The 11,042-nt window shown below is 61.2% G+C and carries 11 protein-coding genes and 1 other RNA gene; 7 read left to right on the top strand and 5 right to left on the bottom strand.

Annotated elements, in window-relative coordinates; genetic code table 11:
- Nucleotides 1-204: 204 nt before the first annotated feature.
- The 4 genes from AC5E6N_RS20340 to tkt all read right to left on the bottom strand — a co-directional run bounded on the left by AC5E6N_RS20340 (nucleotide 205) and on the right by tkt (nucleotide 5,987).
- Complete coding sequence (locus AC5E6N_RS20340) at nucleotides 205-1,230, bottom strand: class I fructose-bisphosphate aldolase (protein WP_491749522.1); 1,026 nt, start codon at nucleotides 1,228-1,230, stop codon at nucleotides 205-207.
- 374 nt (nucleotides 1,231-1,604) lie between these two features.
- On the bottom strand, nucleotides 1,605-2,801 hold the full coding sequence (locus AC5E6N_RS20335; RefSeq protein WP_491749521.1) for a phosphoglycerate kinase: 1,197 nt from the start codon (nucleotides 2,799-2,801) through the stop codon (nucleotides 1,605-1,607).
- 108 nt (nucleotides 2,802-2,909) lie between these two features.
- The gene (gene gap / locus AC5E6N_RS20330) at nucleotides 2,910-3,911 is read right to left on the bottom strand and encodes a type I glyceraldehyde-3-phosphate dehydrogenase (RefSeq protein WP_491749520.1); all 1,002 of its coding nucleotides are present in this window, start codon (nucleotides 3,909-3,911) and stop codon (nucleotides 2,910-2,912) included.
- 72 nt (nucleotides 3,912-3,983) lie between these two features.
- A complete protein-coding gene (gene tkt / locus AC5E6N_RS20325; protein WP_491749519.1) occupies nucleotides 3,984-5,987 on the bottom strand; it encodes a transketolase in 2,004 nt (667 codons plus the stop codon).
- A gap of 325 nt (nucleotides 5,988-6,312) precedes the next feature.
- Here tkt and AC5E6N_RS20320 point away from each other — a divergent pair, with 325 nt between their 5' ends.
- The 5 genes from AC5E6N_RS20320 to AC5E6N_RS20300 all read left to right on the top strand — a co-directional run bounded on the left by AC5E6N_RS20320 (nucleotide 6,313) and on the right by AC5E6N_RS20300 (nucleotide 8,594).
- Nucleotides 6,313-6,585 (top strand): DUF4164 domain-containing protein, encoded by a 273-nt coding sequence (locus AC5E6N_RS20320; protein WP_491691224.1) that lies wholly within the window; start codon nucleotides 6,313-6,315, stop codon nucleotides 6,583-6,585.
- A 3-nt stretch (nucleotides 6,586-6,588) separates the two neighbouring features.
- Nucleotides 6,589-6,948: a cell division protein ZapA gene (locus tag AC5E6N_RS20315; protein ID WP_491749518.1), complete on the top strand. Its 360-nt coding sequence runs from the start codon at nucleotides 6,589-6,591 to the stop codon at nucleotides 6,946-6,948.
- Between the two features lie 61 nt (nucleotides 6,949-7,009).
- Nucleotides 7,010-7,167, top strand: a non-coding RNA gene (ssrS, locus tag AC5E6N_RS20310) — 6S RNA.
- A gap of 21 nt (nucleotides 7,168-7,188) precedes the next feature.
- Nucleotides 7,189-7,779 carry a 5-formyltetrahydrofolate cyclo-ligase gene (locus AC5E6N_RS20305; protein ID WP_491749517.1) on the top strand — a complete coding sequence of 197 codons (591 nt, stop codon included), beginning with the start codon at nucleotides 7,189-7,191 and terminating at the stop codon, nucleotides 7,777-7,779.
- Nucleotides 7,776-8,594, top strand: coding sequence for a TIGR00282 family metallophosphoesterase (locus tag AC5E6N_RS20300; protein WP_491749516.1), 819 nt, complete (start codon nucleotides 7,776-7,778; stop codon nucleotides 8,592-8,594). Before AC5E6N_RS20305 ends, AC5E6N_RS20300 begins: the two co-directional genes overlap by 4 nt.
- Before the next feature lie 7 nt (nucleotides 8,595-8,601).
- Here the strand turns inward: AC5E6N_RS20300 and AC5E6N_RS20295 are convergent, their stop codons facing one another.
- Complete coding sequence (locus tag AC5E6N_RS20295; RefSeq protein ID WP_491749523.1) at nucleotides 8,602-9,414, bottom strand: MBL fold metallo-hydrolase; 813 nt, start codon at nucleotides 9,412-9,414, stop codon at nucleotides 8,602-8,604.
- 358 nt (nucleotides 9,415-9,772) lie between these two features.
- Between AC5E6N_RS20295 and AC5E6N_RS20290 the strand changes: the two genes are divergently transcribed.
- Together AC5E6N_RS20290 and ruvC are read left to right on the top strand one after the other, a co-directional pair.
- Nucleotides 9,773-10,522 (top strand): YebC/PmpR family DNA-binding transcriptional regulator, encoded by a 750-nt coding sequence (locus AC5E6N_RS20290; protein WP_491749515.1) that lies wholly within the window; start codon nucleotides 9,773-9,775, stop codon nucleotides 10,520-10,522.
- Between the two features lie 130 nt (nucleotides 10,523-10,652).
- Nucleotides 10,653-11,042: crossover junction endodeoxyribonuclease RuvC (gene ruvC, locus AC5E6N_RS20285; protein WP_491749514.1), on the top strand; the 390-nt coding region annotated here is incomplete at its 3' end.

Raw genomic sequence — 11,042 nt, 5'->3', positions numbered from 1 at the left:
GCAGGAGTTGCGCAATGATCCTGGATTTCAAATACCCGATGTCGCGATCACTGCTCGTTCCTGCTCAAATGGTTCAAAATGATCGCCCGATGCTTGACTGGAAATCCGATTCCGAAATGCCTGCGCCCTCAAAGGGAACCACGGCAAGAAAACTTGCGACACGACCTGTGGGCGCTGTCAAGTTCGCCTGGCGGGCGCGGACGCTCAGGCAGCCTGTTCCAGATCGCGGTTCCAGTTGCCGGTTGCCGCAAGGCCGTTCATGCGGGCACGGTGGGAGAAGGCGCGCTGACCGGCCGCGACATTCTCGGACTTGCCGCCCCAGGCCTTGAGGCAGGCCGCCTGAAGCGCACGGCCATAGGAAAAGGTCAGGCGCCAGGGCGTGTCGTAGGCGGCGTTCATGGCCGACAGATGCGCGGTTGCCTCTTCGTCCGACTGGCCGCCTGAAAGGAAGGCGATGCCCGGAACCGATGCCGGCACGGTCGCGCGCAGACAGCGGACCGTCTTTTCGGCAACCTCCTCGACGCTCGCCTTGCGGGCGTTCTTGCCGTCAACGACCATGTTCGGTTTCAGGACCATGCCTTCAAGGCTCACACGCGCGTCGTAGAGCTCGGAAAATACGGTGCGCAGCACCTCCTCGCTCACCTCGTAGCAACGGTCGACGGAGTGGTCGCCGGGTTCGCCGTCCATGAGAATCTCAGGCTCGACGATCGGTACGATGCCGGCTTCCTGGCACAGGGCCGCATAGCGGGCGAGCGCCTGCGCATTGGCGCGAACGGCGCCGCGGCTCGGCAGTGCGCTCGAGATGGCAATGACGCCGCGCCATTTGGCAAAGCGCGCGCCAAGGCCGTGATATTCGGCAAGCCTTTCGCGCAGGCCGTCCAGCCCCTCGGTGATCTTTTCACCGGGAAAGGCCGCCAGATCCTTTGCGCCGGCGTCCACCTTGATGCCGGCCACCGCACCGGTGTTTTTGATGATGTCGACAAGCGGCGTTCCGTCCGCTGCTTTCTGGCGCAAGGTTTCGTCGAACAGTATGACGCCCGAGATGTAATTGCGCATGGCTTCGTCTGCGCGGAAGAGCATTTCGCGGTAGTCGCGGCGGTTGTCCTCGGTTGATTCGACACCGATTGAATCGAACCGTTTCTTGATGGTGCCGCTGGATTCGTCGGCTGCCAGGATGCCCTTTCCGCTTGCCACCATTGCCGCGGCGATGTCTTCCAGGCGTTCACTCATCGATTGCTCTCCTTGCTTGCACGCCACGGCGCCGTGTGCGGCGGCGGGCGATTTTCGGTTGTTCTTGCGAAATTTCCCATGCCGATAGCAGAAGACGGTTGGCAGTGAAATGCCGCCCATGGGTATTGAATCGATTGAATATGGTTCAATCGATTGAAATCCTCAGATGATTTCGTTCATGGTTTACGACGCTCCATGCTTGCGCCGGCGGGCGAGTGAGCCGGGCAACCGACGGGCCGCGCGGTCGTCGGCAATATCGGTGCTTCCGACAGGCACAATTACACCATTGTCGGCGATGTCGTGGAAGACGGCGCGCCCGACGAGATATCCGCCATCCAGGCATAAGACCCTTGTCATGCATACGATCCTTGCGCTCAGTCCTTGAGGGCGTCGATACCGGGAAGCGGTTTGCCTTCCATCCATTCCAGGAACGCGCCGCCGGCGGTCGAAACGTAGCTGAAATCCTTCGCAACACCGGCATGGTTGAGTGCCGCGACCGTATCGCCGCCGCCGGCGACGGAAATCAGCAGGCCTTCCTTGGTGCGCTCGGCCGCATATTTGGCCGCGGCCACGGTGGCCGTATCGAAGGGTTTGATTTCAAACGCGCCGAGCGGCCCGTTCCAGACCAGAGTGCTGGCCCGGTGGATCCAGTCATTGACGGCCGAGACGGACTTCGGACCGACATCGAGGATCATGGCATCGGAGGGAACGTCATTAATGGTGACAGTTTCGTTGTCGGCGCCGGCGGCGAATTCCTTCGCGACAACGCCGTCGACCGGCAGCACGATGGCGCAATTGTTGGCCGCCGCCTCGATCATGATCTGTTTGGCGGTGGCGGCAAGATCGTGCTCGCACAGCGATTTGCCGACATCGGTGCCTTTCGCCGCGAGAAATGTGTTCGCCATGCCGCCGCCGATGACCAGGGCGTCGACCTTGCCGACGAGATTCATCAGAAGGTCCAGCTTGGTCGATACCTTTGCGCCGCCGACGATGGCGACGACCGGACGCGCCGGGTTTCCAAGGCCCTTTTCCAAAGCCTCGAGTTCGGCCTGCATCGTGCGACCGGCATAGGCCGGCAGGATGCGCGCCAGACCCTCGGTTGACGCATGGGCGCGGTGGGCTGCGGAAAACGCATCGTCGACGTAGATATCCCCGTTTTCGGCAAGTTGCCTGGCGAATTGCGGGTCGTTTGCTTCCTCTCCGGCATGGAAGCGGACATTTTCCAGAAGGAGAATATCGCCGTTTGACATGGCATTGACCGCATCCGAGGCGGACTGCCCGACGCAATCGGGCGCGAAATGCACGCGCTGGTCGATGACTTCCTCGACCGTATGGGCGATCGGCTGCAGCGACATGCTCTGGACGGCCTCTCCCCTGGGCCGGCCGAAATGGGCGAGCAGGATCACCTTCGCTCCCTTCTTCGACAGCTCGATCAGCGTCGGACACACCCGCTCGATGCGGGTCGTGTCCGTCACCGCGCCGTCCTTGACGGGAACATTGAGATCGACGCGGATCAAAATCCGTTTTCCGGCAATGTCGGTCAGGGAATCCAGGGTCTTGAATTGGTTCATGGTCAGCGCTCTCGTGGCGGAATGTCTTTCAGGCGTTGGGCGAAATCGGCAAGGTCCTTGTGAACCGATTTTCCGCCATCAAATGCGTCAATCTAACCACAACTCGCTCTAGATCAGTTTGCCCATGGCAACGGCTGTATCCGACATGCGGTTGGAAAAGCCCCATTCATTGTCGTACCAGGTCAGGATGCGCACGAAGGTGCCGTCCATGACCTTGGTCTGATCCATGTGGAAGATGGAGGAGTGGGGATCATGGTTCAGGTCGACGGAGACCAGCGGCTCATCCGTGTAGCCGAGGATACCCTTGAGATCGCCGTCGGCGGCGCTGCGGATTGCGGCGTTGACCTCTTCGACGCTCGTCTCACGTGCGGCGATGAAATTCAGGTCGACGACCGACACGTTCGGCGTCGGAACGCGAATGGCGACACCGTCAAGCTTGCCGTTGAGCTCGGGAAGCACAAGCCCCACCGCCTTGGCGGCGCCGGTCGAGGTCGGGATCATCGACATGGCGGCGGCGCGGGCGCGGTAAAGATCCTTGTGCATCGTATCCAGCGTCGGCTGATCGCCGGTATAGGAGTGGATCGTCGTCATGAAGCCCTTTTCGATGCCGATGGCGTTGTTGAGCACATAGGCGACCGGCGAAAGGCAGTTGGTGGTGCATGACGCGTTGGAGACGACACGATCCTCATCGGTCAGTGCGCTGTCGTTGACGCCGAAGACAATCGTCTTGTCGGCGCCGCTTGCCGGCGCGGAAACCAAAACGCGGCTCGAGCCGTTCTCAAGGTGCATCGCCGCCTTGTCGCGGGCCGTGAAAATGCCGGTGCATTCGAGCGCCACGTCAACATCGGCCCAGGGAAGCTCCTTCGGGTCGCGGATCGCCGTTACCTTGATGGGACCGCGGCCGACATCGAGGGTCTCGCCCTCGACCGTCACCGTGCCGGGAAAGCGGCCGTGAACACTGTCGTAACGGATCAGATGCGCGTTGGTTTCGACCGGCCCGAGATCGTTGATTGCAACGACTTCGATATCGGTACGGCCCGATTCGATGATGGCGCGCAGCACATTGCGGCCGATACGGCCAAATCCGTTGATGGCGACTTTAACGGTCATGGAGGGTCTCCCGTAAGTGATACCTATATATCCCGGATGTCGGCCAGGCCGCTCCGGTCCGTGTGTCGAAAATCAGGCGGCCTTGCCTGCCAGGCTTTCCAGTTTTTCTTCAACGGCGTCGAATGCCGCATCGGCGGTGATGCCGAAATGGTTGTAGAGATCCTTATAGGGCGCGGAGGCGCCGAAGGTGCTCATGCCGATGAAAATTCCGTCGTTTCCGATGAAGCGGTCCCAGCCCTGACGCACGCCCGCCTCTATGGCGACCTTGATCGGGGAGTTGCCCAGTATGGCCTGTTTGTACTCGTCCGACTGTTCTTCGAAGAGCTCGACACTCGGCACCGATACCACGCGCGCGGTGCGTCCCGCGGCCTCGATCTTCTCGCGCGTTTCCAGGGCGATTTCGACCTCGGATCCGGATGCGAAGATCGTCACGTCCGCATCGCTGGCCGGCACCATGTCGTAAGCGCCGAAAGCGCACATATTCTCTTCGATGTAGGACGTGCGAACGGCGGGCAGGTTCTGACGCGTCAACGCGATACAGGAGGGCCTGGCTTCCGATTCAAGGGCAAGCTGCCAGCATTCGGCGGTTTCCGTGGCGTCCGCCGGTCTGAACACAAGCAGGTTCGGCATGGCGCGCAGGGAGGCCAGATGCTCGACCGGCTGGTGAGTCGGACCGTCCTCGCCAAGGCCGATCGAATCATGGGTGAGCACGTGGATCACCCTTATGCCCATGAGCGCTGCAAGCCTGATCGACGGGCGGCAGTAATCGGAGAAGATGAGAAAACCGCCGGAATAGGGAATCAGCCCGCCGTGCAGGGCGATTCCGTTCATCGCCGCCGCCATTCCATGCTCGCGGATGCCGTAATGGATGTAGCGGCCGGAAAAATCATCCGGTGTGATCGCGTCGGTGTGTTCCGTCTTGGTGTTGTTGGAGCCGGTGAGGTCCGCAGAGCCGCCGAGTGTTTCGGGAACGATACCGTTGATCACATGAAGAGCGGCTTCGGAGGCCTTGCGGGTGGCCAGCGTCGGCGTGTCTTCCGCGAGCTTGCGCTTGTATTCGTCGATGGCGCTGTCGAAGCCGCCGGGCAGTTCGCCGCTCATGCGGCGGACAAAGGCGGCCCGCACGCCGGCATCGGCCTTCTCGACCCGTTCTTCCCAGGCCTTGCGTTCCTTGGTGGAGCGAAGCCCCGCGAGCCGCCAGCAATCGAGCACGTCGGACGGCACTTCAAAGGGCTTGTGCGGCCATGCGAGTTTTTCGCGGACGCCTTCGATTTCCTCCGCGCCCAGCGGCGATCCGTGGGCTTTTGCCGTGCCGGCCTTGTTCGGGGCGCCGTAGCCAATGGTCGTCTTGCAGGCGATCATGGTCGGCATGTCCGATTCCCTGGCCTTCTCGATCGCCGCGGCAATGGCATCCGCGTCATGACCGTCGATGCTGATCGTGTTCCAGCCGCTGGCCCCGAAACGGGCCACCTGGTTGGTGGAATCGGAAAGGCTGACGGCTCCGTCGATGGAAATGCCGTTGTCGTCCCAAAACACGATCAGCTTGTTCAGCTTGAGGTGGCCGGCGAGCGCGATCGCTTCCTGGCTGATGCCTTCCATCAGGCAGCCGTCCCCGGCAAGCACATAGGTGTGATGATCCATGAGATCGCCGCCGAACTCCTCGGCCAGCTTGCGCTCGGCGATCGCCATGCCGACGGCATTCGCCAGTCCCTGCCCCAGGGGGCCGGTGGTGGTTTCTATGCCGGCCGCGTGGCCGAACTCCGGATGTCCCGCGGTCTTGTATCCAAGCTGGCGGAAATTCCTGATCTCATCGAGCGTGATGTCTTCGTATCCGAGCAGGTAGAGCAGGGAGTAAATCAGCATCGAGCCGTGGCCGGCCGACAGCACAAACCGGTCGCGGTTCGGCCATTCGGGTCTCTTGGGGTCGAAGGTCATGAAGCGCGTAAACAGGACGGTGGCTATGTCGGCGGCGCCCATCGGCAGTCCCGGGTGGCCGGACTTGGCCTTCTCGACAGCATCCATGGAAAGAAAACGGATTGCGTTTGCCATCCGGTCGTGTTTTTCGCGTGGGATCATGACTTTTTTCGGCTTTATCAGGGTATCGTCAGGCGACCTTGCGCGGTCGCCCATTGAAAGCAGCTGACACATAGCAGGTGCGTTCGCGGAGTCAACAAACGAGGCCGCCGATCGGTTGCGAAGCGGCGCGATTGCAGGCTGTTGTGCAATTGCCGCCCACCATATCGGCGGATGGCGGCTTCGCAGGCATGTGGCGGGTTATCCCCAATGGAATGGCGTATGAACGACAACAATATTTGACGCCTGCTTCCTGCGCCGCATAATCTTCGAACGGTAAGTGCCGGAGAATCAAACGATTTGTGAACTCGAAGGCATAGGGCAGAGCATGTCAGGCGGGAAAACAGCAAAATCGGCGCTCGATGATCTCAGCAAGGCTCTCTCGCGGCTTGAGAACATTGTGGACGGTCGTCTTGAGAAGGAACGCGACTTCGCCGATGCGGAGGAGGAAGTCCAGCGCCTCAACTCCGACAGATCCCGGCTGGCGCAGGAACTCGATCAGTCCGAGGAGCGGGCGGGACGGCTGGAGGAGGCGAACCGCGAGGTGTCCCGCAGGCTCGTAACGGCAATGGAGACGATCCGCGCGGTGCTGGATCGATAGGCGATGGCACAGGTCACGGTGAACATTGACGGCAAGGCCTACCGAATGGCCTGCGAGGAGGGGCAGGAACCGCATTTGACCGAGCTTGCCAGCAAATTCGATCGGTATGTCGGGCATCTGAAAGGCGAATTCGGGGAGATCGGCGATCTGCGCATAACGGTCATGGCGGGGATTCTTGTCATGGATGAACTCAGCGAGGCCCAACGCAAGCTCCAGGGTCTGGAGAGCGAGGTCGGCAGTCTGAAGAAGACCCGCGATACGGCGCTCGCCCGTGTCGACGACGCCGACGCCACGCTGGCCGACACCGTCTCGAAGATCACCGAGCAGATCGAACGTATCGCCGAAAAGATCGAAAAAAGCTGAATGCCGCGACATTATGAGCGGCGGGGCTGGCGCATTGCCGGAGTCGACACTATATTCCCGCCGCGGTCTGCGCCTCTCGGTTGGAAACACAATCCCCGGGGCCTTAGTCGATCCTAAGGGAGCTGTCCCTGTTCAGACCCGTGGGTTTTTACACACGGCGCCCACCTACTTTGTAGGTTCCCGGGATCGTAAACCTCCGCCGGTTGCCGCGGACCGCCCCATAAACCGCTCTCTAGCCCCATGTCCGAGAAGACGCTCAAATCAGAAATACGCCGCCGCACGCTTGCCGCACGCGATGCGCTCGATCCGCAGCAGCGCATCGAGGCAAGCCTGGCGATCGACAGAATCGGCGCCGGTGCGATCGCGCTGACGGACGGTGCGGTCGTTTCCGGCTTCTGGCCCATCCGCTCGGAAGTCGATGTGCGCCCGCTCATGTTCTCGCTGCGGGAAAGGGGCGCAAGGCTTTGCCTGCCGACCATCGTCGACAAGACGACGGTCATTTTCAGAGAGCTGGTTCGCGGCGCCGGGATGGTCGACACGGGTTTTGGAACCGCCGGACCCGGTCCGGACGCCGCCATTGTGGATCCGACGGTCATGCTTGTACCGCTGGCGGCATTCGACAGGACGGGACACCGCATCGGATATGGCGCCGGCTATTACGACCGGGCGATTGCCAATCTGCACAAAAAGGCACTAGAACCGCTGCTCATCGGCGTCGCATTCGAGGCGCAGGAGGTGGGTCGGATACCCAGCGAGGCACATGATGTGGCGCTGTCGGCAGTCCTGACGGAGAGGGGTCTGCGCCCGATGCCCGAGGTCAGCGGTTCATGAGGCTACTCTTTCTTGGCGATATGGTGGGCCGCAGCGGCCGCACGGCCGTCTGGGACAAGCTGCCCGGGCTGATCGAGGCGTTCAGCTTCGATTTCGTCGTGGTCAATGGTGAAAACGCGGCCGGCGGTTTCGGCATTACCGAAGACATTTTCCTGCGCACGATCGAAAGCGGCGCCGATGTGGTGACGACCGGCAATCATGTCTGGGACCAGCGTGAGGCGTTGAGTTTTTGCGAGCGGCACGACCGTTTCATCAGGCCGGCGAACTTTCCGGAAGGCACGCCGGGGCGTGGCTCCGGCGTCTATATGGCGCGCAACGGCGCGCGCGTTCTGGTCAGCAACATTATGGGCCGGATCTTCATGCATCCCGATCTCGACGATCCCTTCATGACGGCCGAGCGCGAACTGGCGGCCTGTCCGCTGGGTGAGCAGGCCGATGCCGTGATCATCGACTTTCATGCCGAGGCAACCAGCGAAAAGCAGTGTTTCGGCCATTTCGTCGACGGGCGGGTCAGCCTCGTGGTTGGAACGCACACCCACATTCCGACGGCCGATCACCAGGTGCTGAACGGCGGAACGGCCTATATTTCGGATGCCGGCATGTGCGGCGATTTCGATTCGTCGCTCGGGATGGACAAGGAAGAGCCGATCAACCGATTTGTCTCCAAGATACCGAAAGGCCGGTTCGAGGCGGCAACGGGACCGGCAACGCTTTGCGGCGTCGCCGTTGAGGTGTCCGACAGGACGGGCCTTGCAGAAACGATCCAGCCGATCCGCATCGGCCCGCGGCTGGAAGAGTGCCTGCCGGTTTACTGAGCCTTTGTCACACCCCGTGCGGCACGATGATCGTCGGCTGTTCCGGCAGCTCGCGAAGGGAAACGATCAACGTATCGGTGGGCAGGAACTGGCGATCGAAATCGTCACCGAACAGGTCCAGGAAAGCGTTGATCGGCGAGCCGCGGCGGTGCATCGGCAGGACAATCGAGGCGCGGAGACGTTTGACAACGTCGCTCATCCGCTCATGTCCGATGGTCAGTCCGCCGTCGATTGGCACCATGACAATATCGAGACGCCCGATCTGCGCAATATGACGATCCTCCAGTTCGTGATGCAGGTGGCCAAGATGGCCGATGCACAGGCCGGCAACCTCGAAGATGAAGATGGAGTTGGCGTCGGCCTCCCGGCTGCCGAAACCCGACCGGATATCGGTTGTTACGTTGCGGATATATGTATCGCTGACGACGATGTCGTGACCGATGGGGCCGCCATTGGGATTCCAGCCGGGCAGCACGTTTTCGATGGCCGGGTCCGGCTGGAGCGTAAAGTGGCTGGAATGCGCCTTGTTCATGGTTACGACGGTCGGCGGCTCATTGTTGCCGACATAGCCATTGTAGTCGGTCGCGATCGTCACGCCTTCGGGCGTCTCTATCATATAGGTGGAATGGCCGATAAAAGAGATGCGGACCTGCTCGCGGCTCAAGGGCTCCGATGAGGCGAGCTGCACGATACCGGCCAGCGGAGCTTCCGCAACCGCCTGACATGTCGAAACCGGCGGCGGTTCGCGGCCGCTGCTCGCCTCTGTCGGGTTTATGCCCGCAAGTTTCAGCCCGCCGGCGATGCCGACGACTGCCGGCATGGCGCAGATCAGGCTGATAAATCCCCAATGCCATTTCATTGTGTTCGCCCCGTAAAGCTCTCAAAATCATGATCCGACATATCCCGTCGAACATCGCGCGCTTGATTTTCAGCTTGCACCGGTTGCCGCTTTTGTGCGGTAGGGCCGCCGCAAACGATGGGTCGCGTGGTCAGTATTTTTGTGCCGAAGGCTGGCTTTTCGTGATTCCCATCGGCAGCAATATACCCCACTTGCGCCTTTAGATGAAGCGCGCAAACTCACGGTGGCATCCGGAGCGCCGGGCGCCGGTGTCTGGACGATCCGGATCGCTTTGCCTATAAGGCGCGCAAATCGCGTAACGGTATTGTGGACGGGTGCCATGGCAGGCCATTCAAAATTCAAGAACATCATGCACCGCAAGGGCCGGCAGGACGCGGTGCGCTCGAAGCTGTTTTCAAAGCTCTCCAAGGAGCTGACGGTCGCCGCAAAAATGGGCGGCGCGGATATCGAAGGCAATCCGAGGCTGCGGCTTGCGGTGCAGAACGCCAAGGGTCAGTCGATGCCCAAGGACAATATCCAGCGGGCGATCAACAAGGGCGCGGGCGGCGACAGCGAGGATTACGAGGAAATCCGCTATGAAGGATACGGCCCCGGCGGCGTTGCCGTCATCGTCGAGGTGCTGACGGACAATCGCAACCGCTCGGCGTCCAATGTGCGTGCCTGTTTTACCAAAAATGGCGGGACGCTCGGGGAAACCGGATCGGTCGGGTTCATGTTCGACCGGGTCGGGGAAATCCTCTACAAACCGGAGGCCGGGGACGAGGACACCGTCATGGAGGCGGCGATAGAGGCCGGTGCGGACGACGTGCAGTCGGGAGAGGAAGGCCACACGATCACCTGCGCGTTCGAGTCCATCGGTGAGGTCTCGACGGCCCTGGAAACAACGCTTGGCGAACCGGAATCGGTCAAGCCGATCTGGAAGCCGCAGACCAGCACCGAGGTCGACGAGCAGAAGGCCGGCACGCTCATGAAGCTGATCGACGCGCTCGAAGACGATGACGACGTTCAGAACGTCTACGCCAATTTCGAAATCTCCGACGACGTTATGGCAAGGCTTGCCGAAGCGTGAGGTCGTTCGCGCAGGCCGCTGACGGAACCCGGGTCGCCGATCCGGGTTTTTTGTTGTTATTTACGAAATGTTTTTGTTTTGTTCGCTTTTCTGTGGCATAGCTCGGAAGCGGCAATCGACGGACGGGGACATGGCTCAAAACCAGACGACACGCATCATCGGGATCGATCCGGGTTTGCGCCGGACCGGTTGGGGCATGATCGACAGTGTGGGCAATTGCCTCCATTTCATCGCTTCGGGAACAGTTCGCTCCGACGGCGAGTGCGATCTGGCAAGCAGGCTTTGTCAGTTGCATGACGGGTTGTCGAATATTCTGCACGATCATCAACCGCACGAGGCGGCGGTGGAGGCGACCTTCGTGAACAAGGACGCCACCGCGACGCTCAAGCTCGGACAGGCGCGGGGCATTGCCATGCTGGTGCCCGCGCTGGCGGGTCTTGCGGTTGCCGAATATGCGCCCAACGCGGTGAAGAAGGCCGTCATCGGTGTCGGGCACGGTGACAAGAAACAGATCCACATG

It is taken from the genome of Hoeflea sp. (genome assembly GCF_984452065.1).
This window is presented reverse-complemented; position numbering and strand designations above follow the sequence as displayed.

Coding starts and splice junctions, on each gene's coding strand:
- AC5E6N_RS20340 (WP_491749522.1), bottom strand. CDS start 1,230: ATGAGTGAACGCCTGGAAGACATCGCCGCGGCAATGGTGGCAAGCGGA.
- AC5E6N_RS20335 (WP_491749521.1), bottom strand. CDS start 2,801: ATGAACCAATTCAAGACCCTGGATTCCCTGACCGACATTGCCGGAAAA.
- gap (WP_491749520.1), bottom strand. CDS start 3,911: ATGACCGTTAAAGTCGCCATCAACGGATTTGGCCGTATCGGCCGCAAT.
- tkt (WP_491749519.1), bottom strand. CDS start 5,987: ATGATCCCACGCGAAAAACACGACCGGATGGCAAACGCAATCCGTTTT.
- AC5E6N_RS20320 (WP_491691224.1), top strand. CDS start 6,313: ATGTCAGGCGGGAAAACAGCAAAATCGGCGCTCGATGATCTCAGCAAG.
- AC5E6N_RS20315 (WP_491749518.1), top strand. CDS start 6,589: ATGGCACAGGTCACGGTGAACATTGACGGCAAGGCCTACCGAATGGCC.
- AC5E6N_RS20305 (WP_491749517.1), top strand. CDS start 7,189: ATGTCCGAGAAGACGCTCAAATCAGAAATACGCCGCCGCACGCTTGCC.
- AC5E6N_RS20300 (WP_491749516.1), top strand. CDS start 7,776: ATGAGGCTACTCTTTCTTGGCGATATGGTGGGCCGCAGCGGCCGCACG.
- AC5E6N_RS20295 (WP_491749523.1), bottom strand. CDS start 9,414: ATGCCGGCAGTCGTCGGCATCGCCGGCGGGCTGAAACTTGCGGGCATA.
- AC5E6N_RS20290 (WP_491749515.1), top strand. CDS start 9,773: ATGGCAGGCCATTCAAAATTCAAGAACATCATGCACCGCAAGGGCCGG.